Annotated in this window: 21 protein-coding genes; 8 read left to right on the top strand and 13 right to left on the bottom strand. The window is 60.8% G+C overall.

All coding sequences use genetic code 11. The features are described from left to right. Positions 1 to 37: 37 nt before the first annotated feature. On the bottom strand, positions 38 to 562 hold the full coding sequence (locus LK493_RS07165) for a deoxycytidylate deaminase (RefSeq protein ID WP_227790583.1): 525 nt from the start codon (positions 560 to 562) through the stop codon (positions 38 to 40). A gap of 84 nt (positions 563 to 646) precedes the next feature. After that, positions 647 to 1,498, bottom strand: a complete 852-nt coding sequence (locus LK493_RS07160; protein WP_227790582.1) for a type III pantothenate kinase — start codon at positions 1,496 to 1,498, stop codon at positions 647 to 649. Positions 1,499 to 1,782: 284 nt separating this feature from the next. Between LK493_RS07160 and LK493_RS07155 the strand changes: the two genes are divergently transcribed. Both LK493_RS07155 and LK493_RS07150 read left to right on the top strand, forming a co-directional pair. Beyond that, positions 1,783 to 3,486 carry an OPT/YSL family transporter gene (locus LK493_RS07155; RefSeq protein ID WP_227790581.1) on the top strand — a complete coding sequence of 568 codons (1,704 nt, stop codon included), beginning with the start codon at positions 1,783 to 1,785 and terminating at the stop codon, positions 3,484 to 3,486. 216 nt (positions 3,487 to 3,702) lie between these two features. Beyond that, positions 3,703 to 4,842, top strand: a complete 1,140-nt coding sequence (locus LK493_RS07150) for a DUF389 domain-containing protein (RefSeq protein ID WP_227790580.1) — start codon at positions 3,703 to 3,705, stop codon at positions 4,840 to 4,842. Positions 4,843 to 4,969: 127 nt separating this feature from the next. Here LK493_RS07150 and LK493_RS07145 read toward each other — a convergent pair whose 3' ends face one another. The 7 genes from LK493_RS07145 to LK493_RS07115 form a co-directional block, all read right to left on the bottom strand. Continuing rightward, a complete protein-coding gene (locus LK493_RS07145) occupies positions 4,970 to 5,320 on the bottom strand; it encodes a hypothetical protein (protein WP_227790579.1) in 351 nt (116 codons plus the stop codon). A gap of 595 nt (positions 5,321 to 5,915) precedes the next feature. Further along, on the bottom strand, positions 5,916 to 10,700 hold the full coding sequence (locus tag LK493_RS07140) for a 2-hydroxyacyl-CoA dehydratase (protein WP_227790578.1): 4,785 nt from the start codon (positions 10,698 to 10,700) through the stop codon (positions 5,916 to 5,918). 12 nt (positions 10,701 to 10,712) lie between these two features. Then, a complete protein-coding gene (locus LK493_RS07135; RefSeq protein ID WP_055309457.1) occupies positions 10,713 to 11,423 on the bottom strand; it encodes a TetR/AcrR family transcriptional regulator in 711 nt (236 codons plus the stop codon). A gap of 121 nt (positions 11,424 to 11,544) precedes the next feature. Continuing rightward, positions 11,545 to 12,402, bottom strand: a complete 858-nt coding sequence (locus LK493_RS07130) for an HAD family hydrolase (protein WP_227790577.1) — start codon at positions 12,400 to 12,402, stop codon at positions 11,545 to 11,547. A gap of 87 nt (positions 12,403 to 12,489) precedes the next feature. After that, positions 12,490 to 12,636, bottom strand: coding sequence for a P-II family nitrogen regulator (locus LK493_RS10300; RefSeq protein WP_082437715.1), 147 nt, complete (start codon positions 12,634 to 12,636; stop codon positions 12,490 to 12,492). Between the two features lie 26 nt (positions 12,637 to 12,662). Continuing rightward, positions 12,663 to 13,682 (bottom strand): putative ABC transporter permease, encoded by a 1,020-nt coding sequence (locus LK493_RS07120; protein ID WP_227790576.1) that lies wholly within the window; start codon positions 13,680 to 13,682, stop codon positions 12,663 to 12,665. Between the two features lie 3 nt (positions 13,683 to 13,685). After that, entirely contained in the window at positions 13,686 to 14,222 is a 537-nt protein-coding gene (locus LK493_RS07115; RefSeq protein ID WP_227790575.1) for an HD domain-containing protein, read from the bottom strand. Between the two features lie 228 nt (positions 14,223 to 14,450). Between LK493_RS07115 and LK493_RS07110 the strand changes: the two genes are divergently transcribed. Further along, positions 14,451 to 16,232, top strand: coding sequence for a 1-deoxy-D-xylulose-5-phosphate synthase (locus LK493_RS07110; RefSeq protein WP_227790574.1), 1,782 nt, complete (start codon positions 14,451 to 14,453; stop codon positions 16,230 to 16,232). A gap of 303 nt (positions 16,233 to 16,535) precedes the next feature. Here the strand turns inward: LK493_RS07110 and LK493_RS07105 are convergent, their stop codons facing one another. Then, positions 16,536 to 17,738, bottom strand: a complete 1,203-nt coding sequence (locus LK493_RS07105; RefSeq protein ID WP_055309460.1) for an iron-containing alcohol dehydrogenase — start codon at positions 17,736 to 17,738, stop codon at positions 16,536 to 16,538. Positions 17,739 to 18,007: 269 nt separating this feature from the next. On the opposite strand from LK493_RS07105, the gene LK493_RS07100 reads away from it, so the two are divergent. The 5 genes from LK493_RS07100 to LK493_RS07080 all read left to right on the top strand — a co-directional run bounded on the left by LK493_RS07100 (position 18,008) and on the right by LK493_RS07080 (position 22,329). Beyond that, positions 18,008 to 19,003, top strand: coding sequence for a glutamate ABC transporter substrate-binding protein (locus LK493_RS07100; protein ID WP_055309461.1), 996 nt, complete (start codon positions 18,008 to 18,010; stop codon positions 19,001 to 19,003). A gap of 138 nt (positions 19,004 to 19,141) precedes the next feature. Beyond that, positions 19,142 to 19,801 carry an amino acid ABC transporter permease gene (locus LK493_RS07095; RefSeq protein ID WP_227790573.1) on the top strand — a complete coding sequence of 220 codons (660 nt, stop codon included), beginning with the start codon at positions 19,142 to 19,144 and terminating at the stop codon, positions 19,799 to 19,801. Then, positions 19,798 to 20,631: an amino acid ABC transporter permease gene (locus tag LK493_RS07090; RefSeq protein ID WP_227790572.1), complete on the top strand. Its 834-nt coding sequence runs from the start codon at positions 19,798 to 19,800 to the stop codon at positions 20,629 to 20,631. The genes LK493_RS07095 and LK493_RS07090 overlap by 4 nt, the downstream gene beginning before the upstream one ends. Positions 20,632 to 20,667: 36 nt before the next feature. After that, the gene (locus LK493_RS07085) at positions 20,668 to 21,432 is read left to right on the top strand and encodes an amino acid ABC transporter ATP-binding protein (protein WP_321573276.1); all 765 of its coding nucleotides are present in this window, start codon (positions 20,668 to 20,670) and stop codon (positions 21,430 to 21,432) included. An 87-nt stretch (positions 21,433 to 21,519) separates the two neighbouring features. Then, positions 21,520 to 22,329: a gamma-glutamyl-gamma-aminobutyrate hydrolase family protein gene (locus LK493_RS07080; RefSeq protein ID WP_227790571.1), complete on the top strand. Its 810-nt coding sequence runs from the start codon at positions 21,520 to 21,522 to the stop codon at positions 22,327 to 22,329. A gap of 113 nt (positions 22,330 to 22,442) precedes the next feature. Here LK493_RS07080 and LK493_RS07075 read toward each other — a convergent pair whose 3' ends face one another. Genes LK493_RS07075 through LK493_RS07065 form a run of 3 tightly spaced genes read right to left on the bottom strand, consistent with a single transcriptional unit; the run spans position 22,443 to position 24,791 of the window. Beyond that, a complete protein-coding gene (locus LK493_RS07075; protein ID WP_227790570.1) occupies positions 22,443 to 23,261 on the bottom strand; it encodes a hypothetical protein in 819 nt (272 codons plus the stop codon). Continuing rightward, complete coding sequence (locus LK493_RS07070; RefSeq protein WP_227790569.1) at positions 23,245 to 24,069, bottom strand: hypothetical protein; 825 nt, start codon at positions 24,067 to 24,069, stop codon at positions 23,245 to 23,247. The genes LK493_RS07075 and LK493_RS07070 overlap by 17 nt, the downstream gene beginning before the upstream one ends. Beyond that, complete coding sequence (locus tag LK493_RS07065) at positions 24,066 to 24,791, bottom strand: ABC transporter ATP-binding protein (RefSeq protein ID WP_118081114.1); 726 nt, start codon at positions 24,789 to 24,791, stop codon at positions 24,066 to 24,068. Before LK493_RS07065 ends, LK493_RS07070 begins: the two co-directional genes overlap by 4 nt. Between the last annotated feature and the right edge of the window lie 37 nt (positions 24,792 to 24,828).

The following is a 24,828-nucleotide window of genomic DNA, read 5'->3' as shown; positions in this document are numbered from 1 at the left end:
TTTGGCTGCGTTCGTCGTCAGATAGCGACAACGCATATTACTGCTGAGCCTGTCCCCCGGTACCGATCTGGACATCGACGATGACCTGGCGGTAGCTGATGCCGCAGGAATCGAGAATGCGGCGGCTGATACGGCCGTCATCGGTGTCGGCATACTTATTGTCCAGGTAGACGACCTCGCCCACGCCCACCTGCGCCAGGATCTTGGCGCAGTCGTGGCACGGAAACAGCGTGACGTAGACCGTGGAACCCTCAAGGTCCTTGAGCGAGCCGCGGTAGTTGAGCACGGCGTTGGCCTCGGCATGCACCACGTAGTTGTGCTTATCCTGCAGCGGGTCGTCGCTCGTACCCCACGGGAAAAAGTCGTCGTTGAGCGCCGAGGGCGTACCGTTGTAGCCCACCGAAAGGATGCGGTGGTTGGTGCTGGCGATGCACGCACCCACCTGCGTGTTGGGGTCCTTGCTGCGGCGCTGCGCGGCGATGGCCACGCTCATAAAGAACTCGTCCCAGCTAATGACGTCCAGGCGCTTGCCTGACGAAGTTTGATGAAGATCGTCCGACATGGCAGACACCTCCGTAATCGCAATAGTTTGACCCATTGTAGCAGGTGAAAGGTGGAGGCGTTTGTCCCACCGGCGCCCTCACTTTTACACGCGGCGGGGCTTTTGGTTGATGTGGTAGAGCTCGGCGAGACCCCGCAGCGTCAGCGCGTCGTCTACCGTCAGGCTATGGCCGACCAACGCCGCGAGCGCCTCGGCATCATCGCCGGTAATGACGATGGGCACATCGCCCTCCCCCGCGACCTTGGTCGCGCGCATCTCGGCGAGCACCATGTCGAGCATGCCGTCGATGCGGGCCACCTCGCCCAAAACCACGCCCGAGCGCATGGCCTCACGCGTGTTGCGGCCGATGACGTGTGTCGGCGCCGAGGGCTCAACCTGGGGTAGGCGCGCTGCTGCCGCCGAAAGCGAACGGGCGCCGAGCGCCAGACCCGGCGCGATAACGCCGCCGACAAAGGTGCCGCGCGCGTCGATGACCTCGATATTGGTCGTCGTGCCCAGGTCGATCACGATGCACGGCGAGCCGTAGACGGCGCGAGCCGCCACGGCATCGGCGATGCGGTCGGGGCCGATCTCGGCCGGGTCATCGTAGTGCACGGGCATGCCGGTCTTGAGGCCCGGCCCCACCGTGAGCACGCGCCCCGTGCAGGTACGGGAAAGAGCCGCCTTCCACGGGCGCTCGAGCGCCGGGACCACGCAGCTCAGCACAGCAGCCGCGGGCACAAGCGCACCCGGCATGCCTGCGTCGGCCGCCAGTGCGGCCATGACCCGCACGAGACGCATGCGCGCCTCGTCTGCTGTGATGCTCGACGGCGTGGTGATCTCGCACGTCGCAAGCGGGCATTCCTGCGCCGCGGCTGAATCCTCGGCAAACAGGCCAAAGCGAATGAACGTGTTGCCCACGTCGACCGTCAATATATATGCGCAGCCATTAAGCATCGTCGGCGCTCCTTTCGTCTGTCCAGCAGTATATCCCGATGATTATTCTGGGACGGGGATTTAAAAATCATTGCGTACCTAATGATTTTTAAATCCCCGTCCCAGAATAATCATCCGGCAAACAGGGGCAGCTAAAAAAGCCCCGTCCCAAATGAGCTGCCGTGCGGCTATACTGGTGCGCGGTCGTTTGCGAGCTCACGCGGCGGCCCTTGGTAACCCGACTTCCCGCGCCGTATCCGTAGCGGCGCTCCCGGGGGAAGCGGATATACGCAAAGGAGTTCTATATGAGCAATCCCTCGAACCGCACCTCGATGCGCGGTCAACTCACACTGCGCGGCGTCGTCATCGGCGTCCTTGGCTGCGTGATCATCACGGCAAGCTCGGCCTACACGGCCCTCAAGATGGGCGCACTCCCCTGGCCGATCATTTTCGCTGCCGTCATTTCGCTGTTCTTCCTGAAGCTCATGGGCAACGCCAGCCTCAACGAGGCCAACGTCACCCACACCATCATGTCCGCGGGCGCCATGGTCGCCGGCGGCCTGGCGTTTACCATCCCGGGCGCCTGGATGCTGGGCTATGCCGACCAAATCAGCTGGCTCGACATGTTTATCGTGGCGCTCGCCGGCACCATCTTGGGCCTTCTGGCGACAGCGCTCATCCACCGTCACTTTATCGTGGACGCCGCGCTGGAGTTCCCCACCGGCAACGCCGCAGCTCAGACCCTGCGCGCCACCGAGGCCGGCGGCAAGACCGGCAAGCAGCTCTTTGGCTCCATGGCCATCGCAGGCATCTACAGCGTGCTTCGCGACGCTCTGGGCGTGGTGCCCAGCATGCTGTGCACGCTCAATATCCCCGGCGTGACCTTTGCCATCTATAACTCGCCCATGTTGCTGTCCATCGGCTTTTTGGTGGGCTTCGCCCCCGTCGCGTTCTGGTTTGCCGGCGCGCTGCTGGGCAACTTTGGCATCATCGTCGGCGGCACCGCTGCCGGTCTGTTCGATGTTGTGACCGCGCAGGGCATCGTCAAGTCCCTCGGCATGGGCCTTATGATGGGCTTTGGCGTCGCCGTCGTCCTTAAGGACATCCTGCCGCAGGTCACCGGCATCGTCCGCGGCCTCGCCGCCGACAGCTCCACCGACACCAACGAGCAGTCGCTCATCTCGGGCTCCCTTAAGCTCGATGCCGGCATCATCGGCCTGGGCACCGCAGCCATCGCCGTGATCGTTGCCATCGCGCTCGACCTTGGTCCCGTCCCGGCCGTCATCGTCACGCTGTTCACCTTTGTCACCACCATCATGAGCGCGCAGAGCTGCGGCCAGACGGGTATCGACCCCATGGAGATCTTTGGCCTCATCGTCATGCTCATCGTGGCTGCCTTCGCACAGATCGCTCAGGTCAAGCTGTTCTTTATCGCCGGCATCGTAGCCGTGGCGTGCGGCCTTGCGGGCGACGTCATGAACGACTTTAAGGCCGGCGCCGTGCTGGGCACCAACCCGCGTGCGCAGTGGATCGGCCAGGCCATCGGCGGCATCGTGGGCGCCCTGGTCGCTGCCGCCGTCATGGTCGCGCTCGTCACTGCCTATGGTCCGGACGCCTTTGGTCCCGACAAGAGCTTTGTTGCCGCGCAGGCAAGCGTCGTCGCCACCATGGTCTCGGGCATCCCGAGCGTGCCGTGGTTTGCGGGCGGCTTTATCGCCGGCATCGTCATGTACTGGCTCGGCATTCCAGCCATGATGATCGGCCTGGGCGTGTACCTGCCGTTCTACATGTCACTCACGGCATTCCTGGGCTCCTGCGTCAAGCTCGCCTACGACAAGTGGGCCGCTCACCGCGACGCCGAGGCCGGTCTTTCGGACGAGGAGAGGGCTGCCAAGGATGCCGCCTTCCAGGAACAGGGTCTGGTCGTTGCCAGCGGCCTGCTCGGCGGCGAGTCCATCGTCGGCGTTATCCTGGCGTTTGTCTCCGTGGGCTTAAGCCTGCTGGGCTAAACCCAACAACAACGTACCCGTGCAGAGCGCGGGGTCGGAGACCATCCGGCCCCGCGCTTTTTTGTCTATTTGACTCTTATGATCCTCACAGCGTTTTTAGTCATGCCGATTGGCCTGACTTCCAGGTCAACAAACCTTTTCTGACACCTCGCTCAGCGCGGTGTAGAGTAAAGACGACAGACGCAACAAGCGGCTCAGAAGCCAAACGAGGTAAACATGGAACTCGATAGACAACAGCTCAAGCGACTGCGTGAACGCCATCACCGGCGCCATGGCATCCGCCCTGCCCATAGTGAGGCTGCCGAACAGGCTGGTCGCTTTTTAAAGCGCGCGTTCAACATTCGCGAGGGACGCGCGCCCTATCACGTGATCCGCAAGCGTTTTGTAAACGGGGCGCGTCTGACTGGCTCCCACCTATGCATCCTCATCATCGCCATGCTGATCGCAAGCATCGGCCTCGATATCGATTCGGACATCGCCATCGTGGGCGCCATGCTCATCTGCCCGCTCATGGGCTCGGTCCTTGCCATGGCATACGGTATTGCCACGCTCGACCGCGAGATTACCGTCGAAGCCGTCGCCAGCCTTGCGCTGCAGATGGCCTTTTGCCTGGTCACGTCCACGCTGTACTTTAAGCTCTCGCCCCTTGGCACCACCACGGCCGCCATCATCGACAACTCGACACCCACCGTCTGGGACCTTACCGTCGCACTCGCAGGCGGCTTTGCAGGCGGGCTGGGCAACTCGCGCGGCCAGGAACCCGCCACGCTCATCGCCGGCGTGGCCGTGGCGACCGCGCTCATGCCGCCCCTGTGCGCGGCGGGCTACGGCATCGCCATCGCAAGCGGGTCACTGTTTCTCTCGGCGCTTTATGAGTTTGGCATCAACGTGGTCTTTATCGCACTGGCTGCCGAAGCCGTGCTGCTTCTTTTGCGCGTGCCGCTCAAGCGCGACCTGAACGGCGACGGTATTGTGACCGCTGAGGAAGACGCCGAGGTCGACGAGCTGTCACGCAAAGTGCGCCGCCGCATCATCGTGGGAACGGCCATCTTTGCCATCCCCTGCATCGTTATGACCGCAGGCTCCATTGGCTCGGCGCAGGCCGGCGTGCAGGACGGCTACGGTGTCACCGAAACCACGCGCGAGCTTGCCGCGGTGCTGCCGGGCTTTAAGGATTACACCGTCGCCGTCGAGACCTCGGCCACCGAAGGCGACGAGGAGGGCATCGTCGAGCGCCAAACTGTCGCCCATGTGACAACGAGCGAGGCGCTCGGAACGCACGACCGCCACGTCGCCCGCAAGCTCATCGACCTCAACGTGCCCGAACTCGATCGCGTGGAGTTTGATGTGAAGTAATGCGGAGCATGGGATGGCTCCCGCGCACAGGCGCAAGTCGCGGCGAGGCTCAGACGCGACGCAGGCACATGCAAAAAGCGGGACGTAGTTCACGTCCGCGCCCCGCTCGCTGTTTTATTGCCGTGAATCAGACGTCCGCATCGACATCGCCAGACTCCACCGAAAACGCCGTATCGGTGCTCACAAGATAAAATCGGGTCACCTCAGTATTTCTAATTAGGTAAATCTGCCCCTGATTGCGTCGGCGCGATATATACGCAACGTGAACCGTGCCGAATTCTTCGCCGTTTTCCTTCTTTAATATCAGGATGTTGGGGTCATCCGTACGCTTAAACTGCCCGTCAACGCAGCTGCCGTCTTTGTCGACCAGTTGCCACCGATGGTTATCCTCTTCAAGAAAGGCCAGGGTTTCCAGACTCGTCTTGTCGTCCCGATAGAAACCATCAATGGCAAAACCTTCGGAAGCGCATTTCTGCATGTAGGACGTTTCTCGGCTTATAGCAAACAGCCCTGTAGCGCCTAGGAGCACAGCCAGGCAGACCACTGCAAGGGTTATCGAAATAGCACGGCGACCCATGTTAGACCAACCGATAGTTGTTTAACGGAGCGCGAAACATACCTGGAACCTCCGATATAAGGGGGAACGTCGCCAGCAGGCTGGCGACAACTATATGTTTCTGACATCAAACCATATGGCTGCCACTCGCGGAGGGGGCATCGGCGAACGGCGTGTTTTCATACTCCATTGGTCAAACCTAAGCGCGGCCCTACAGCTCGTACTTGTACACGCGGTAGATGTACTTTTCGGCTTCCATCTCGTAGGTGGCGATGGGCAGTCCGTAGCGGTCGTCTCGTCGTTTGGCAGATACGTCACACTGTGTTGACCCGCGTTGAGCGAAAAATCGCCCTGGGCCTGCAATAACTTGTCTTCAAAGCCCGAGCCAGCCCAGAAATCGGGCGAGCCCACGGAAGGCTGCAGCAAGGTCATTTACGCAACATATGTCCAGCAAAAACGGGTGGTAGCCGACACGGCTGCCACCCGTTTGTCTTATATCCGGCTCGAAGCAGGCCAACTACTTCTTAATGCCGCGTCCCAGGCGCTCAGCGACCGACGCCACGGCACTCTCATCGACCGAGCCGCAGCTCACGCAGCCGTCATGGGCGCGCATCTGGCCGGTGACCTCGTCCATCGCGAGCGGCGCCACCTTCTCGAGCTTAAAGCCCTTGCCGGCGCGCATGTTCTCCTTCGCCACGCTGATCATGAGCTTAATACGGTTGAGCTGGTTGACCTCGGACGCACCAGGATCATAGTCAACCGCGACGATATTGCTCTCGGGGTGCTGACGGCGCAGCTCCTTGATCACGGCCTTGCCCACCACGTGATTGGGCAGGCACGCGAAGGGCTGCGTGCAGATGATGTTGGGCGCGCCATGGTCAATCAGGTCGAGCATCTCGGCCGTGAGCAACCAGCCCTCGCCCATGTTGTTGCACACCGAAAGCACCGTACGGGCCTTGTCGGCCATGGTGCCGATGCGCTCGGGCGCCTCAAAGCGGCGGGACTTTTCGAGCATCTCCTCCACCGGCGTGCGCATCCAGTCCACGAGTTTGATGAGCGCCTGCATGCCCGCACGCGTTGTAGCAGCACTACCCAGCTCGTCCTTTTGCAGCTCGGCGTTGCTCATGGAGTACAGGAAGAAGTCGAGCAGGCCCGGCACCACGGCCTCGCAGCCCTCGCGCTCGATAACGTCGACCACGTGGTTGTTGGCCGTGGGGTGGAACTTGACCAAGATCTCGCCGACCACGCCCACGCGCGGCTTGGTGCCCTCGCCCACAAGCGGCATAGTGTCGAACGCGCGGATGGCCTCGCGGCACAGCTTGGTGTAGTTGTGCCTGTTGAACTTAGGCGCCAGCTTGCGGGCGCGCGTCATGTACTCCTCGTAGAGCGCATTGGCGGCACCGGGCGTAGCCTCGTACGGGCGGCAACGATAGAGCATCTGCATCATCACGTCGCCAAAGAGCACCGCGTAGACTGCCTGCTTAAGCAGCGCCGGCGTAATCTTAAAGCCAGGGTTGTCCTCGCCCAGCGCCACGGCCGAAAGCGAGATCACCGGAATCTCTGGGTGGCCGCTCTCGCGCAGGGCCTTGCGGATGAGCGCGATGTAGTTGGTGGCACGGCAGCCGCCGCCGGTCTGACTGATAACCACGGCCGTCTTGGACAGGTCGTACCGACCGCTCTCGATAGCCTCCATGATCTGGCCCGTCACCAGGATCGACGGATAGCAGATGTCGTTGTTCACGTAGCGCAGGCCGGCCTCGACGGCATCGTGGTCAGTCGAGGGCAGCAGCTCCAAGTTGTAGCCAGCACCGCGGAACACCTCTTTGACCAGATCAAAGTGGATCGGCGCCATCTGCGGGCACAGGATGGTGTAGCCCTCCTCGCGCATCTGCTCGGTAAAGGGCACCTTGGGCCACGCGGTCGAAGCACTCTCGCGCTGCGCCTCGAACGTGTACTTGCGGCTCGCGAACGCGGGAGCGTCCGTGGAGGGAGCCACCGGCGCAGCATCGCCCTGCTCGTAGGCCTCGCCCGCGGCCGTGGCCTCTGCCAGGCGTTCGGCCTCCTGGTCCTTGAGCGCTGCCATGAGCGAGCGGATGCGGATGCGTGCGGCGCCCAGGTTGGACACCTCGTCGATCTTGAGCACGGTGTAGATCTTGCCGCTGGCCTCCAGAATCTCCTGCACCTGGTCGGTGGTCAGAGCGTCCAGACCGCAGCCGAAGGAATTGAGCTGGATCAGGTCCAGGTCGTTGCGCATAGTCACAAAACGGGCGACGGCGTACAGGCGGCTGTGGTACATCCACTGGTCGACCACGCGGATGGGGCGCTCGGGCTTCACAAGGTGCGCAAGCGAATCCTCGGTAAAGACCGCAAAGCCAAAGCTCGAGATAAGCTCGGGCAGGGCGTGGTTGATCTCGGGGTCGTTATGGTAGGGACGACCGGCGAGCACGATGCCGTGACCGCCGTGGTCCTCGACCCACTTAAGGGCCTCCTCGCCCATGGTCTGGATATCCTCGTGGAAGCGCGCATCGGCCTCAAAGGCAGCGTTGACGGCGGCATCGACCTCGGAGCGCGTGATCTTGGGACCGCGCACGCGACCGCGACCGGTCTCAGCATCGGCCACACGGTCGACGGCGAGCACCTGGTACAGACGGCGCTTGAGCTCGGTCTTGTCGTGATAGGGCACAAACGGGTACAGGAACTCGATGTTCTGCTCGCGAATCTCATCGATATTGAGCGCCAGCGCCGTGGGGTAGCTCATGACGATGGGGCAGTTATAGCAGTTGCCGGCCGTCGAATCCTCCTTGCGCTCCCAGCGCACGCACGGCATCCAAATAAAGTCGACATCGCGGTCGATGAGGTTCATCACATGGCCGTGGCTCATTTTTGCCGGGTAGCACACGCTCTCGGACGGCATAGACTCGATGCCCGCCTGGTAGGTCTTCTTGCTCGACTGGTCGGACAGCTGCACGCTAAAGCCCAGGCGCGTAAAGAACGCGTGCCAGAAGGGGTAGTTCTCGTACATGTTGAGTGCGCGGGGGATGCCGACGGTGCCGCGCGGGGCTTCGTCGGGGCTCAGGACCTCGCGGTTAAAGAGCAGCTCGTTTTTCTTTTTGAAGAGGTTGGGGGCCTCGGTCTTCTGCTTTTTATGGCCGGCGCCCTTCTCGCAGCGGTTGCCGGTAATGAAGCGCCTGCCGCCGCCAAAGTCGTTGACGGTAAGCTGGCAGTTGTTGGAGCAACGACCGCAGCGGACATGCTTTTGCGTCACGGTGAGGTGCGCGATGTCCTCGGCCGAAAGGATGGTCGAGGTGCCGTCGGCGCCGGCGCGATCGCGGGCGAGCAGGGCCGCACCATAGGCGCCCATGCAGCCGGCGATGTCGGGACGCACGGCGTGAACGCCGGTGAGCTGCTCAAACGCGCGCAGCGTGGCATCGGACATAAAGGTGCCGCCCTGGACGATCACCTGGCTGCCGATCTCCTTGGGGTCGCGCAGCTTAATGACCTTGAACAGGGCATTCTTAATGACGGAATAGGACAAGCCGGCCGCGATGTCGCCCACCGTGGCGCCTTCCTTTTGCGCCTGCTTGACGCGCGAGTTCATAAAGACCGTGCAGCGGCTGCCCAGGTCGACCGGGGCCTTGGCATGGATGGCGGCGTCGGCGAACGCGCGCACGTCCATGTTCATAGACACGGCGAAGCTCTCGATAAAGCTGCCGCAGCCCGACGAGCAGGCCTCGTTGAGCATGATGTGCTCGATGACGCCGTCCTTGACGCGCAGGCACTTCATGTCCTGGCCGCCAATGTCCAGAATGAACTCGACGCCGGGCAGGAACGCCTTGGCGCCGCGCAGGTGCGCGACGGTCTCGATCTCGCCGGAGTCGGCCTTGAGGGCCTCGATGAGCAGTGCCTCGCCGTAGCCCGTGGTGGTCACGTGGCCGATGGTGCAGTCGGCGGGGATGTGGTTGTAGAAATCGGCCATGATGACCTTGGCCGTGCCCAGGATGTCACCGTTGTTGTTGCCGTACCAGGTGTGCAGCAGCTGACCGTCCTCACCCACGAGCGCGGCCTTCATGGTGGTGGAACCGGCGTCGAGGCCGATGAACACGCGGCCGGTGTAGCCGTCGAGCTTGCCCTTGGGGACGACCTCGGTGTCGTGGCGGTTCTTGAACTCGGCAAAGTCCTCGTCGGTGGCAAAAAGCGGATCCAGACGCTCGACCTCGGCACCCTGCGTGTCACCCAGGGCATCGATAGCCTCGATGAGCTGCGGGAACGTGCTGAGCTTACTGGACTCGTGCGCCATGGCGGCGCCGCTCGCCACAAACAGGTGAGCGTTTTGGGGCACGATACGGTGCTCCTCGTCCAGGTTGAGCGTGAGGTAGAAGCGGTGGCGCAGCTCGGAGAGGTACTGCAGCGGGCCGCCCAGGAAGGCGACGTTGCCGCGGATGGGACGGCCGCACGCCAGGCCCGAGATGGTCTGGGTCACGACGGCCTGGAAGATAGAGGCGGCGACGTCCTCGGGGCGGGCGCCTTCGTTGAGCAGCGGCTGAACGTCGGTCTTGGCAAAAACGCCGCAGCGGCTGGCGATGGGATAGATGGTGGTGGCGTTGGCCGCGAGTTCGTTAAGGCCGCTGGCATCGGTGTGCAGCAGGGTTGCCATCTGGTCGATGAACGCGCCCGTACCGCCGGCGCAGGTACCGTTCATGCGCTGCTCGATGCCGTTGTCGAAGTAGATGATCTTGGCGTCCTCGCCGCCCAGCTCGATGGCGACGTCGGTGGCCGGGATGAGGGTCTCGACGGCACGCTTGCTGGCGATGACTTCCTGGACAAACTCCAGGTCGAGCCACTGGGACAGCAGCAGGCCGCCCGAGCCGGTAATGGCGCAGGTCATCTGGGCCGTCGGCAGCACGGTCGCGGCGCCCTCGAACAAGTCGCGGGCGCAGGCACGGACGTCGGTGTGGTGGCGCTGGTACTTGGCGTACACGATCTGGTTGTCGTCGTTGAGCACGGCGAGCTTAACGGTGGTGGAGCCCACGTCGATGCCCAGGTGCAGGTTGCCGTGGGCGTTCTCGGGGTTGAAGATCGCGCCTTCGGGGGCGTGGGCGGCAGTGGCGGCTACGGGCTCAGCGGCGGCGGGCTCGTTAGCGACGGACGTCTCCCCTGCCGCGTTCTTGGCATCGGCAACCGCCTCGGCAACTTTCTCGGCAGCCGCGGTCGCGGCCTTCTGCGCGGCGTCCATCACGGCGGGCGCGGCCTCACGCGCGGCAGCGACCATACGGTCCTTAATGCCCTCGACGAGTTTGCTCATCTGTCTCTCCTCTTAGTTGTTGGACTCGATGGTTGCGGCGGTGTCGACCGCGTCCTCGAGCTGCAAGTTCAATAGCTTCATGCCGTATTCCGGCACGTTGATATCGATGGGTTGGCCATATAGGTCGCCGGGACGCACAAAAGCGATAACCGTCATAATGCGCGCCATGGCTTCGGGCGATTCGGTGAGCCCACGCTCAAACCAGCGCTGGATCAGGCCGACCTCGGCACTCACGACGTAGGTAACGTAGTAGTCAAAGAATGTACCCAGCGCCAGGCCCAAAATGCCCGTCTGCGCACGAGGCACCACGGCCTCACGCGCGGTGTCGATGATCCTTTTAATGAAGGCCTGGTCGCCGCCCGGACCCAGCAGCGATCCGATCAAATCGCGGTTGGCCGCAAGGTAGCGCAGCAACTCAACCGAACCGGGCGCCGGCTCGAGCTCATCGATGTTGTGATAGAGATCGGGCAGTTGAGCCGCAGTGATGAGCTCAATGCGCTCACGAATCTCGGCCAGCAAGCCATCCTCGATTTGATTGATAAAGTCGGGGATATCGCGGTAGTGCGAATAGAACGTGCGGCGCGTAAGGCCAGCGCGCTCGGTGAGCGACGCGACATTAATGCGCGAAAGGTCGCCGCTTTCGGCAAGCTCGCTGGCAAGTGCCTGGCGAAGGGCACGCTGCGAGCGAAGGGACCGGCGATCGCATTTCTCGAGCTGGGACAAGCGTCCTCCTTGTTACTCAACCTGTGCGCTATTGCACAGTGCGAGTATTATTGCACACCGTGTGCATCAACACGTAAAGGCAATATTTGGGATGTGACGAAGGGGCAGTCCTTTTGTCGCATTATTCGATGATGGCGCAGGAGTTCTGCTTATGCATGGTGGCGAGCATGTGTTTGGGGACGGCGTGAACCATGCAACTGCCGATGGTCGCACTAGCGGCGGCCTTAGCTGCATCGCTTGCGTTTTTGGTCGCGTAGCTGTGGCGGAAGCGCTTGAGCATGGCAATGTCGTTGCCGCCGTCGCCGTAAACCGCGACCTCGTCCTCGGCAATACCGTAGTAGCCCGCCAGCCAGGCCACGCTCTCGCCCTTGTTGCACGCCACGTCCGTGATCTCAAACATCACCGGATCGAACGGTGCGTTGACCACGCGGTCCGATCGCTCGGCCAGATATGCCTTAAGGTCGCGCTCCAGCTCGGACGAGATCACGCGACAGTTAATCTTGCACACGTCATGGCGCAGGATGTCACCGATCGACTGATCGAAATATTGCTCCTCGTGATACCCCCCACGTGCACGCATGCCGCGCATCACGATGCGCTTGATAGGACTGTCCTTTTTAAAGCCCGCCTGGTGCATCTCGAACGATCCGCTCGAAAACATGCCATCGGGCGTGGAGCAGTCAAAACAGATATCCGGAAACTCCTTGAGCAGCTCCTCGGTAATCTGCGGGTCGATAGTCCAGGTCTTGAGCACCTCGCCATGGCTGTCACGCACGATGGATCCGTTAGAGCAGCAAGCATCGAGCGCCAGGCCCGTAAAGCCATGCTCGCCGATTGGCAGCGTCGAGCGTCCGGTCGCGGGAACCACATGCAGGCCAGCCTCGGTCAGCTCGCGAATGGCACGGCGGATGGTCCCGTCCGCCTCGTGCAGGGCGTTCAGCAGCGTTCCGTCTAAGTCACTCGCAAACATCTTGATCATGGGCATGCCTCTCCTTCGTCTGCACGATATTGTAGACGAGAACGGGCGCGCCCCAAGAGAGGCACGCCCGTCAGGCGAAAGATTGTCCTACACCGCGGCGGGGCCGTGTTCGCCGGTACGGATGCGGATAACTTCCTCGACCGGCTCGACCCAGATCTTGCCATCGCCGACGGTGCCGCAATCTTGGAAACGGCGCGGCAACGGGCGCGAAACCAACGGGAAATACGCGAGCAAGGAAGCCGCGAGCGCGCCCGTCCCGGCTAGCGCCGGAACAGCTCGTGGGCGCGGTCGCGGAGATTAGTTGCTCGAATGACACCTTCGTAGCGATTGATGCGCAGGCGCGGGAAGGCGTTAAAGAAGCGTAGGTCGCGGCGGCTGAGTGACACGCTCGGCACCGGACGGCTTATGCGCTTGCCGGCAAGGCGACGACTGAGCGACGGACGCGGCATGTTCGGCGCGGCATCGGCCACGCGGCGGGCGGCAAGCGCCAGGCCGCGAGCACCATCCGCGATAAAAGTCGGCATCGAAGCCTTCTCGCGCAGGGCATCGAGCGTCGCATCGCCCAGCTCCGCCAGCCACGCGTTAACGGCACGGCTACGGATATGCGTCTGTGCCACCGAGTCAATCGTCGATTCGGGAATGCGCTCGAGCATTGAGTCGGACGCATCGGCAAGCGACTCGTTGATGCGGTCGGCAAGGTCGGCGCGCACACGCTCCAACTGATCGGACAGACGCCGCCAGCTGGCCAAAGAGCACACCGCGTCGACCACCATCGCGACCGCGACGATAAAGGCGGACAGCCGCACAATCAGCACCGGCAGATGGGCAAGCAGGCCCAACACCGCCGGCTCCACCACGCGACAGATGCACAACGCACCCAAGCCAAACGCACAGGCCCAGTACAGACAGATGCGTCCGTGCAAGTTAAACGGCAGGTGCGAATAGTCCCAAAAGCGAGCGCCTGTTGTCTTTTCCAATAGGAGGCCCACACTGTACTCGATTACGCTGCACACAAGCGCCGCGGCGACAAACTGGCTCGCGGCATCCGGAATTCCGCGCAGCAAAAGCCAGCAGGCAATGCCGCCCACACCATAGATAGGACAACACGGCCCCAGCAAAAAGCCACTGTTGGCAAATCGTCCGTGATTGAGCATGGCGCATACTGTCGGCTCCCATGCCCAACCGCAAAACCCGTAAAAGGCAAACGAGAGCACCAGTGCCGAGAGTGGGCAGGCGGCAAGCGTCGCGCCGCCAAACGCCATATCAATCGCGGTTTCCACCGTCTACCCTCTCCTCTTTTCACTCGATTCGCTGCTCACGCCATCGTCCGCCTCGTCCTTGCGTGGCAGGCGGCCGGCAAGCGTCTCGCGCAGAGCACACCATTTATCTGCCAGGCATACAATCCATGCCTCACGACACGTCGGCGGCACCGGCACCAGCGGAAACATATGCCGCACGATAATGTTCCGCTCGCGCGACGTCAGCTCAAAATCTTCCTCGGCACGCGCCAGAGCAAAAAATGGATGCCGGAATCCGTGCAGTCGATGGCTCGGGTCGGGGTCGTGCCAATCGTAGAGAAAGTAATCGTGTAACAAGGCTCCGCGCAGCAACGAGGCGCGGTCGACCGAAACACCGACGCGGCCCAGGCGCTCGGCAAAGGACAGGCTCGCCCGCGCTACCGAAGTCACGTGCGCATAGACCGTCACATCGCCATGTTGGATAAACTCGCGCGTCAGGTCCAGACGGCCCGCCTGTGCCAGTTGACGGGCAGCATGGTCTACTTCGCGCGCGATTTTCTCGGCACGAACGGCATCGGACATGCTGCCTCCCTCCAGCGGCTCACGGCGGCAAGCCACAGCCTGTGCACGATCGATAAAAACATTATGGAACATATCAGTATGGCATCGGACAAAACGTTTTGCCCCACCAGTTGGCGAATTACCGCGCCGCCGTCACATATCAAACGCCAAAATGTGCGAGACTGTCTTGTGCAATTGTGTCGGCCGAGGGAGCGCCGGCGCTCGATTCGCATGGAGTAACCCACAACGATGCTGCTTACGCAAACGACAACGCCCGAGGACGTCAAGGCTCTTAATCGTGCCGAGCTCCCGCAGCTCTGCGACGAGATTCGCCACGCCATCCTCGAAAGCTCCGCCGCCGTCGGCGGGCACGTTGCCCCCAACCTGGGCGTCGTTGAGCTTACGGTCGCGCTTCATCGCGTGTTTAACTCCCCTATCGACAAGATTGTCTTTGACGTTTCGCACCAGACCTACGCCCACAAGGCGCTGACCGGGCGCGCGTACACTTATATCGACCCGGCACGCTACGGCGAGGCCTCTGGCTTTGCCAATCCCGACGAGTCCGAGCACGACCTGTTCGCCATAGGCCATACCTCCACGTCGGTGAGCCTGGGCTGCGGCCTGGCGCACGCTCGTGACCTGGCGGGCGATGCGTACAACGTTATCACCGTTATTGGCGATGGCTCACTTTCGGGCGGCTTGGCGTTTGAGGGCTTCAACAATGCCGCCGATCTCGACAGCAACCTGATCATCATCGTCAACGATAACGACCAGTCCATCGCCGAGAACCACGGTGGCCTGTATCGCAATCTGGCCGAGCTGCGCGCCAGCAACGGCACCTGTGAGCGCAACGTTTTCCGCGCGATGGGGCTCGACTACCGCTATCTGGACGCCGGTAACGATGTCCAAGCGCTAGTCGATACGCTGCAGGAGTTGCGCGATATCGATCACCCCATCGTGCTGCACGTCTCGACCGCCAAGGGCAAAGGCTTTGAGCCGGCCCAGAGCGACCCCGAGCACTGGCATCATGTGGGACCCTTCGATATGGCAACCGGCCGCAAACTTTGCCCGGGTCATCCGAGCGAGCCCGCGCCGCGCACCTATGCCGACATTACGGGCGAGGCGCTCAGCGCCGCCATCAAGCGCGATCCGCAGGTCGTGGGCATCACGGCCGCCACGCCCTACATCATGGGCTTTACACCCGAGCTTCGCGCTGCCGCCGGCAAACAGTTCGTCGATGTGGGCATTGCCGAGGAGCATGCCGTGACCTTTGCCACCGCGCTCGCCCGCGCCGGCGCCAAGCCGGTCTTTGGCGTGTACGGTACGTTTTTGCAGCGCGCCTACGACGAGCTGTGGCACGACCTGTGCCTCAACGACGCCCCCGCAACCATCCTGGTGTTTGGTGCGTCGATCTTTGGCACCACGTCCGAGACGCACCTTTCGTTCTTTGATATTTCCATGCTGGGCGCTCTTCCCAACATGCGCTACTTGGCGCCGGTCTGCATGGAGGAATACCTGTCCATGCTGAGCTGGTCGCTCGACCACCGCGAGCATCCCGTGGCGATTCGTGTACCTGGTATTGGCCTGGTGAGCCGTCCCGATCTGGCGCCTGCCGAGGACACCGACTATAGCGCCGTTCGCTACAACGTGGTGCGTCAGGGCCGCGATGTGGCCGTGCTTGCGCTCGGCGACTTCTTTGAGTTGGGCGAGCGCGTGGCAAACCGCTTGGCCGCCGAGTACGGCATCGAGGCCACGCTCGTCAACCCGCGCTTTGCAACCGAGCTCGACCGCGAGTTCCTCAACAGCCTTGCCGCCGAGCATCGCGTTGTCGTCACCCTCGAGGACGGCGTCTTGGACGGCGGCTGGGGTGAGCGTGTGGCATGTTATCTGGCATGCACGCCGTTGCGCACGCGCACCTTCGGCATCGCCAAGGGCTTCTCCGACCGCTACGACCCCAACGAACTGCTCGCTCAAAACGGCATGACGGTCGAGAACATGGCCGCCGAAGCCGCAAGACTACTCAACGAGTAAGAAAACCTCCGCAAGGGAAGCATCCCTGCGGAGGTTTTTGTTTTCGCGACGCGATTATCTCAATCTGTAACATCCAGGGCCCGAATTCCCGTCTAACTGTTACAGATCGAGACAAGACGTCTTAGTCCCCGACGTTTGTCTCAATCTGTAACAGATAGAGACCTTTTGTCCGTCCAGATGTTACAGATCGAGACATTCGAATTCCCCTGAAGAGCAAATCTCGATCTGTAACAGTTGCTCGGCAAAAACGGCTGCAGATGTTACAGATTGAGACGAACCGCCAAAGTGTCCCCTTTGTGGTGGTTAGCGGTAGCTTAGCTTGAGAATTTCGACGACGTCGGGGTCGGTCAGCGTCACGGGGTCGTGGCTGAACAGGACGCCGTTGGTCGTCAGAGCGTTGTGCGCGATGGCCGGCAGCTCTTCGACCGTAATCCCCCACTCACTCATGGCGAGGTCGGCCACATGGCAAGCCTCCATCAGGCGCGTGAGCTCAATCACAAAATCGTGCGGATCATCCGCGGCGGCATTGCCCATCAGACGCGCCATGTCGATATAGCGCTCTGGTGCAACACCGTGATCGATCATCCACGTGTGGTAGGCACGGGCGATCATGATGAGGCCGGCGCCGTGCGGCAGGTCGTGATGATGCGCGCTCATGCCATGTTCAAGACCATGCGAGCCCGTGGTGCCCGAGGCATCCATGGCATAGCCGCCGAGCGTGTTGGCAAACGCAAGGCTCGAGCGCGCCTCCAGGTCATCGCCATTATTGATGCACGTAGGCAGCGCCGCGGCGGCTCGGCGGATGCCTTCGCGGCAAACCATGTCACCCATGGGCGTGTTGGTATTTGAGATGTAGCACTCAACGCAATGGAACAGAGCGTCGAATCCCTGATAGGCGGTCAGACGCGCCGGGACGCTCACCATGAGCTCGGGATCAACGATCGAAAGTACCGGGAACAGGCGCGGATCGCCCAGGCGAAGCTTCTCGTCATTGTCCTCGCAGGACAGGACACCGCCCGCATCGACCTCGGAGCCGGTACCCGCCGTGGTGGTTACGCAAACAAGCGGCAGCGGATCGTTGGGGATCGGCAGGCCGAGCGCAGTACCGCCATTCACAAAATCCCAGATGTCACCAAGGCATTCGTTACCCTCGGCATCGGTATGCGGGTTGGCCGCCACCGCGCAGATGCCCTTGCTGCCGTCCATGACCGAGCCGCCGCCGAGCGCCAGGACAAAGTCGCAGCCATGGGTGCGCGCCATCCAGCCACCCGCATTGACGGTCTCGCGCAGGGGATTGGGCTCAATGCGATCGAACAGCTCATGCGCCACGCCGGCGCGTTCGAGCTCGGCCTCCACGCGTCTCAGGTATCCAAAGCGCTTGGCCGAGTTGCCGCCGGTCGTAACGATGAGCGCTTTGGTGCCGGGCAGCTTCTGCGTGCCCAGCTCGCCCAACTTGCCCGCGCCAAACAGCACCTTGGTCGGTGCGAAAAACGAATAACCGTTCATACGCGATCTCCTTACTCATATATGTGTCGCGTTGCCGCCATTATAGCGACCGCCGCGAGCGGCCACGCCGTCCGCAAAACGCTATCTCAGCTGTAATAATCGACGTTTGCCCAGATAAAACCTGCCAAAATAAACCTGTCCCTTTTTGGTAGGTAGAATTACCCATAAGGTAAATATGTTTCTGAGTTATTTCGTGTTGACCCATTTGAGCGCGATAGGGTATAACTCTACTCAACCGCTAGGGATTTTATTGAGAAAGGTGTTCTACCATGAGCAAGAACCTCTCCCAGCAGGTCGTTCTCGACCGCCGCGGCTTCGTTGCCGCCACCTTCGCAACCGTCGCCGGCCTTGGTCTTGCCGGCTGCTCCGACACCAGCGCCGAGGCCGACAAGGGTTCCGCCGCCGGTTCCTCCAAGAGCTCCGAGGATACCGAGGCTTCCACCACGCTCGATGCCAAGGCATTCGACAAGCTCGTCAACGACGGCCCCAAGGCCGATGACGACGCCATCGCCGCCAGCACCTGGGCCACGGCCGTCAAGGACGCCGGCGTCTTTAAGATCGGTGGCGTTCAGACCTCCACGCTCTTCTCCCTCCTCAACGAGAAAGACGGTCAGACCCGCGGCTTCGATGCCGGTATCGCACAGCTCCTGTCCAACTACATTCTGGGCGAGAACAAGGTCGAGATTACCCAGGTGACCTCGGACACGCGCGAGTCTGTCCTGCAGAACGGCCAGGTCGACGCTGTCTTTGCCACCTACACCATCACTGACGAGCGCAAGAAACTCGTCTCCTTTGCCGGTCCCTACTACTACACCCAGCAGGCCATCCTGGTGCTCGCCGATAACGACGACATCAAGAGCGTCGACGACCTGGCCGACAAGAACGTCGCCGTCCAGTCCGGCTCCAACGGCCCCGCCATCCTGGAGGAGTTCGTTCCCAAGGCCAGCCAGCAGGAGTTCAAGACCGACGAGGAGGCCCGCCAGGCACTCCAGCAGGGCCGCGTCGATGCCTACGTCATCGATAACAACATGCAGCAGAGCGCCTTGGTCCGCGAGCCCGGTAAGTACAAGATTGCCGGCAAGCCCTTCGGCAGCAAGGAGCCCTATGGCATCGGTCTGCCGCTCGATTCCGACGGCGTCGCCTTTGTCAACGACTTCCTTAAGAAGATCGAGGATGATGGCACCTGGACCGAGCTGTGGCAGATCTGCATCGGCGACCGTACGGGCGACACCAATGTTCCCGAGCTGCCCGAGATCGGCGCCTAGGCAGCGAACCTGGTAACGACCGCAACGAAACCATATGGAAACGCATGGTGCGCTTTATTGCGGTAAACTGTTTCCTCACTGAGTTGTCGGGGCTTCCGTACACACGGGAGCCCCTTTCCTTATCGGCGGGAGGTCCGCATGAGTCTCTCCGAGCTCTGGTTGCTCTATGGCCAGAACTATATCGACGCGCTGCTAGCAACCTGGGGCATGACGCTTGAGTCGTTTGCCATCGCCATGGTGCTGGCCGTCGCCGTCACCGTGATGCGCGTGTCGCCGCTCAAGCCACTGCGCGTCTTTGGCGACCTGTATGTCCAGGTCTTCCGTAACATCCCCGGCATCGCGCTGCTCATCATCGTCGTCTATGCGCTACCGCCGCTTAAGGTCGTTCTGCCCTATCGCACCTGCGTTATCGTCGCCACGGTCCTTTTGGGCTCGGCCTTTGGCTCCGAGAACTTTATGAGCGGCATCAACACCGTCGGCGTCGGCCAGGTGGAAGCCGCCCGCTCGCTCGGCATGAGCTTCAGCCGTATCCTCGCTAAGATCGTGATTCCGCAGGCGCTGCGTTCGAGCGTGCTGCCCATGACCAACCTCTTTATCGCCGTCATGCTCACCACCGCGCTCGGCAGCCAGGTGCCGCTTAAGCCGCAAGAGCTTACCGGCGTGGTGAGCTACATCAATACCCGCTCGCTCGGCGGCGTCGCCGCGTTCTTTATCTCGGCGCTCGGCTACCTGGGCACGGCCTTTGTGGTGAGCCACATTGGCAACTATATCGATAAGAAGGTGAGGATCCTCCGATGAGCAAGCATTCCTCCCCTGCACTCACCATGTGCGATGCGCTCTACGAGGCTCCCGGCCCCAAGATGCGCGCCAAGATTCGCATCGGCACCGCCATCTCACTCGTCGCCGTGGCCGCGCTCGTCGCCCTGGTGCTGCAGCGCTTTTATGTGACCGGCCAGCTTTCGGTCCACTACTGGTATTTCTTTACGCACCTCACCACCTGGAAGTTCCTACTTGCCGGCTTTGAGGGCACCGTTAAAGTCGCACTCACCGCTGGCGCCATCGCGCTGGTGCTGGGCTTAGCCCTTATGCTCGGCCGCACCAGCGACATTAAGCCGCTGCAGCTGGCCTGCCGCGTGCTCACCGATTTCTTCCGCGGCGTGCCGAGCCTGCTGTTCATCTACTTCTTCTTTTTGGTACTGCCCCAGTACAAGATCGCGCTGCCGTCGTTTTGGATGCTCACGCTTCCCGTCGCGCTCGCTGCCGCCGGTGTACTTGCCGAGATTTTCCGCGCCGGCGTCAACGCCGTACCGCGCGGGCAGGTCGAGGCGGCCCAGGCACTCGGTCTCTCCAAAGCTAAAATCACCTTTAAAATCGTGTTGCCGCAGGCTATTCGATTTATCATCCCGTCGTTGATTTCGCAGCTCGTGGTCGTAGTCAAAGACACCACCGTCGCCTATGTGGTGAGCTACCCCGACCTCATGCAAAACGCCCGCGTGCTCATTACCAACTACGACGCTCTCGTGTCGGTCTACCTGGTAATCGCGGTCATCTATATCCTCATCAACGTCGCGATCAACAAAGCCGCTGTCTATGTTTCGCACAAGACCGGCGCAACCATTATCCGCTAACGCTTTACCATTTCGAGTCATAAGGAGCCGAGCACCATGGCACAGAGCACCTCTTCCACCGGCAATCAGCCGCTGATCGAGCTCAGACACGTCGATAAGCACTATGGCGAGCTACACGTTCTCAACGACATCAATCTGTCGGTTGACCGCGGCGAAGTCGTCGTTGTGATTGGCCCCTCGGGCTCGGGCAAGTCGACCATGTGCCGCACCATCAACCGCCTGGAAACCATCGACTCGGGCGAGATTCTCATCGAGGGCGAGCCCCTGCCGCAGGAAGGCAAGGATCTTGCCCGCATGCGTGCCGAGCTGGGCATGGTGTTCCAACAGTTTAACCTGTTTGCACATATGACGGTACTGCAGAACGTCATGCTGGGACCGGTCGACGTGCTGGGCGTGTCCAAGGAGGAAGCTCGTGAGCGCGCCATGGACCTGCTGAGCCGCGTGGGCGTGGCCGAGCAGGCCGACAAGGTGCCCGCACAGCTTTCGGGCGGCCAGCAGCAGCGCGTGGCCATCGCCCGTTCACTCGCCATGCAGCCCAAGGCCATGCTTTTTGACGAGCCCACGAGTGCCCTTGACCCCGAAATGATCAACGAAGTGCTCGAGGTCATGGTCCGTCTGGCCCAGCAGGGCATGACGATGATCGTCATCACGCACGAAATGAACTTTGCCCGCCGCGTGGCCGACCGCGTCGTGTTCATGGCCGACGGCCAGATCGTGGAAACCGGCACGCCCGACGAGTTCTTCGACCACCCCCAGACCAAGCGCGCCCAGGACTTCCTCAACTCTATCAAGGGCCACTAACCTAATTGCCACGCGGGCAAATTCATCAGTAACGTTTGCCCCGCGCCACCCCTGTGCCATGTCCACCCGGATTCGAAAGCCGCAACCATGATCGGAACCCGCACCTCATCGTCCTACACCCCGCATGTCGACGTCGACCCCGCCGACCGCCCACTCATCCTCGTCGCACCGCGTTGGGAAGAGGCAAAGCCGTTTTTGAGCGAGGCGCTCTCCCCCAACGAGGAAATCGCAAGTGTCTTTGTCGATGCCATTCTTGCCGCCGGCGGCCTGCCGCTGCAGATGTCCATCACCGAGGACATTGAGGTCATCCGTCATTACGTCGATATCGCCGACGGCATCGCTATTCCCGGCGGCCCGGACGTCAACCCCAAGCGCTGGGGCGACGAGCGCCCCTACGACCCCACACTGTGCTGCGAGATTCGCGACCGTTTTGAGTTTAAGCTGGTTAACGAGGTGCTCCGCGCCAAAAAGCCGCTCTTTACCACCTGCCGCGGCACGCAGCTGCTCAACGTCGCCACCGGCGGCACCCTGTGCATGGACGTGCCGAGCCTGGGTGCGCGCGAGGGTCGCACGCAGTGGCGTCACACCCACGTGCTCAACGATCCCGTGCACCCCGTCGAGGTCGTGCCGGGCTCGCTGCTGGAACGCGCGGTTGGCGGGCACAGGCTAATCCAGACCAACTCCGCACACCACTGCTGCGTCGACCGTCTGGGTAAAAGCACGCGCTTGGTCGCCAAAGCAACCGACGGCGTTCCCGAGTGCATCGAAGTCGAAGGCCAGCCGTTCTGTCTGGGCGTGCAATGGCATCCCGAGTACACCTGGCAGACGCTCGAGACCGACTTTAACCTGTGGAAGTCGTTTGTCGAGGCGGCAGCCAAGGTCAAGCAGGCCCGCTAGCTCGCGAATCACACAGGCTAAAGCTTTCCATGACGGGGGGGGGCGGACACCAGCCACGGTGCCCGCCCCCCCCTGTATTTGGTATGCTCGGTATGATTATCCCTCACAAACAATCAAAGAAATCTCGACCGCAATTGGTCGACGGTAAAGCAAATGGCAAGAACGCTTGCTACGTTAATCAGGCAGTCAATTAAAATCGAGGTGCATTGACTATCCTCCAACGGGGTCACGCCGCAAATCCACATGAGCATCGAGGACGGAAACGGAAGCATGGAATTGGCTCCGACCTGTATGTAGATCGTTACGACGTTGACAAGCAACAGCATGCCAATAGGACCGAAGCCGGATCCAAAATAGGAAACAACGATCACGCAAGAGACCACGTATGCAAGGCAGACCGCACTCGTCAGAAGAAGTCGATCGCAAAACATATTCAGGTTGAAATACTGTTGAGCATCCAAAACGATTGCGCAGTTAAGACAGTACAAAACGACACTTGACAGGATAAACGCGCCCAATAGGGCGAAAGAAGACAGCATCGCTCGCGCAACGGTAACGCACGCCCGCTTCCCTCCCCGAGCCTCCGACAGCCCCCACGGTTCCTCGACAAAGCTCGAACTGACAAAGCGTGGGACAACGCAAGGCGCGACAAGCGGAAAGAACAATGCATGAGCCAACGGGGCCACATTGAACAGCAAGCCGCGAAAAACCTCTGCATTACCAAATAGAAGGGCGTCCTCTGCCGACAGTTTAAGCGTCGGGTCTGGGAAAAAGCCCAAGAAACTGCCCTCGCGGAGGCTACAGAACCACATCGGGAAAGAATTAAGCTGCAATATCACCATACACGCATAAATTGCCAGGATTAAGACGTACGTCCATTCGCTTACATGCTTCAATTCTGAATGGAGGAACCTTTTAATCTGACGAGCCATTGAGCACACCTCCGACACGACAGGTCACGAGAGCGTAAATCAATACCGATAGACAGCCAGCTGCCACGCCATATCCCAGAAGCGTCAGCTGCCCCATATCGCTATACCCAAGGGCACATCCGGCTCCAAGGTACGGCCCCGGAAGGAGGAAGATCCATCGCAAGGATGGTATAGGTGCCTGAAGGAAGGTTCCGTAGAGCGTCAAGCTCATGACAAATCCAATTATTATTACAGCCCCGCTCAATACAGCGCTGCCTGTAATCCGATAGATGGTCATCGTCTCCAACGCAACCGATATCACCAATACGGCGTTGATTATCATCGCAGGCAAAAATGCAGCCAGCATGCCGTGCGTGTAGTTTTGCCCCCCACGCATTATGGCTATTGCAAACAAAAGAAGGCAAAGTGCGCTATAAGCTGCACCGACTATTAAAGCAGACGAAAGCACATGTGCCAGAGCCCCATTAAAGCGGGCGAGACCTCTTGCTGAAGAAATTCGGCATCCCTCTTTATAGCCATGCTCCTGTAAAAGCACCAAACAAACGATGAGTGGAACGAACAGGGATGTACCGGCAAAAGCGCTGCGCGCAAGGGACTCATCAGGCGCAGAAGGATCGATTGCATTCCAGAGGAAACCAATATCCTCCCCACAAACGCCATAGCCAAAGCCTAGCAACGTTGCTCCGTTATTTAGAAAAACACCGAAGAGAAGACCGCACGCCAACATAAGCGTAAGACCAAACTGCGCCGGAAACATCCTGTGTAGACGCATCATATCTGCCTTTATGGGATGGATCGCCCGCTTCATAGCGAGACCGCGTTCATCAAGCGCCTGTAATATTCTTTTAGGGACGACGCCTCATCCCTTATGACATCCATCGATTCCTTTTTCAGCAGTTCACCGTCATGAATAAACACGCAACTTGTTGCAACCGATGCCAACTCATCCAAATCATGGCTAGAGATGAGCATGGTCTTACCCTGTTCTCGATTCAATCGGCCGATAAGGGCCCATATACTCTCGATGCCCAGCGGGTCCAACCCATTTGCCGGCTCATCGAAAATTAGTACGTCGGTGTCGCCCAACAAAGCCGTAGCTATATCCAGTCGCCGTTTCATTCCCAGAGAAAAACTGCTCACGCTCTTTTTCTCATCGACGTCCAGCCCGACTAGGCCCAAAACGCGAGGAACCTCACGTGTCTCATCGAGCCCCCATTCCGCACATCGGATCCGAAGATTCTCCACCGCACTGAGGGATTGGTATGCTCCGCTGGAATCTGGCACATAGCCGACACGCGTCCGCATCAGGCTCAGCTCTTTTTTCGACTTGCCTCCAAAGAGCTCCACGCTCCCCGACGATGGCTCACAGAGGCCCAGCACTATTTTAATAAGCGTGCTTTTGCCCGCCCCGTTTGCACCAACAAGGGCGCAAAGTTCAGACTGATTCACCTCGAAGGAAACGTCATGCAACACACGCCGTTTTCCATAGCGCTTTGACACCTTTGATAGCTTTATCGCTGATGCGCTCATTGGCCTCCTATTCTGCTTGATAACAAAACCGCTGCTG

The organism is Collinsella aerofaciens, assembly GCF_020709435.1.
Lineage (GTDB): Bacteria > Actinomycetota > Coriobacteriia > Coriobacteriales > Coriobacteriaceae > Collinsella > Collinsella aerofaciens_AU.
This window is presented reverse-complemented; position numbering and strand designations above follow the sequence as displayed.

Bases quoted from the DNA above. Each gene is read 5' to 3' on its own strand.
- LK493_RS07165 (WP_227790583.1), bottom strand. From the start codon at position 562: ATGTCGGACGATCTTCATCAAACTTCGTCAGGCAAGCGCCTGGACGTC.
- LK493_RS07160 (WP_227790582.1), bottom strand. From the start codon at position 1,498: ATGCTTAATGGCTGCGCATATATATTGACGGTCGACGTGGGCAACACG.
- LK493_RS07155 (WP_227790581.1), top strand. From the start codon at position 1,783: ATGAGCAATCCCTCGAACCGCACCTCGATGCGCGGTCAACTCACACTG.
- LK493_RS07150 (WP_227790580.1), top strand. From the start codon at position 3,703: ATGGAACTCGATAGACAACAGCTCAAGCGACTGCGTGAACGCCATCAC.
- LK493_RS07145 (WP_227790579.1), bottom strand. From the start codon at position 5,320: ATGCAGAAATGCGCTTCCGAAGGTTTTGCCATTGATGGTTTCTATCGG.
- LK493_RS07140 (WP_227790578.1), bottom strand. From the start codon at position 10,700: ATGAGCAAACTCGTCGAGGGCATTAAGGACCGTATGGTCGCTGCCGCG.
- LK493_RS07130 (WP_227790577.1), bottom strand. From the start codon at position 12,402: ATGATCAAGATGTTTGCGAGTGACTTAGACGGAACGCTGCTGAACGCC.
- LK493_RS07115 (WP_227790575.1), bottom strand. From the start codon at position 14,222: ATGTCCGATGCCGTTCGTGCCGAGAAAATCGCGCGCGAAGTAGACCAT.
- LK493_RS07110 (WP_227790574.1), top strand. From the start codon at position 14,451: ATGCTGCTTACGCAAACGACAACGCCCGAGGACGTCAAGGCTCTTAAT.
- LK493_RS07105 (WP_055309460.1), bottom strand. From the start codon at position 17,738: ATGAACGGTTATTCGTTTTTCGCACCGACCAAGGTGCTGTTTGGCGCG.
- LK493_RS07100 (WP_055309461.1), top strand. From the start codon at position 18,008: ATGAGCAAGAACCTCTCCCAGCAGGTCGTTCTCGACCGCCGCGGCTTC.
- LK493_RS07095 (WP_227790573.1), top strand. From the start codon at position 19,142: ATGAGTCTCTCCGAGCTCTGGTTGCTCTATGGCCAGAACTATATCGAC.
- LK493_RS07090 (WP_227790572.1), top strand. From the start codon at position 19,798: ATGAGCAAGCATTCCTCCCCTGCACTCACCATGTGCGATGCGCTCTAC.
- LK493_RS07085 (WP_321573276.1), top strand. From the start codon at position 20,668: ATGGCACAGAGCACCTCTTCCACCGGCAATCAGCCGCTGATCGAGCTC.
- LK493_RS07080 (WP_227790571.1), top strand. From the start codon at position 21,520: ATGATCGGAACCCGCACCTCATCGTCCTACACCCCGCATGTCGACGTC.
- LK493_RS07075 (WP_227790570.1), bottom strand. From the start codon at position 23,261: ATGGCTCGTCAGATTAAAAGGTTCCTCCATTCAGAATTGAAGCATGTA.
- LK493_RS07070 (WP_227790569.1), bottom strand. From the start codon at position 24,069: ATGAAGCGGGCGATCCATCCCATAAAGGCAGATATGATGCGTCTACAC.
- LK493_RS07065 (WP_118081114.1), bottom strand. From the start codon at position 24,791: ATGAGCGCATCAGCGATAAAGCTATCAAAGGTGTCAAAGCGCTATGGA.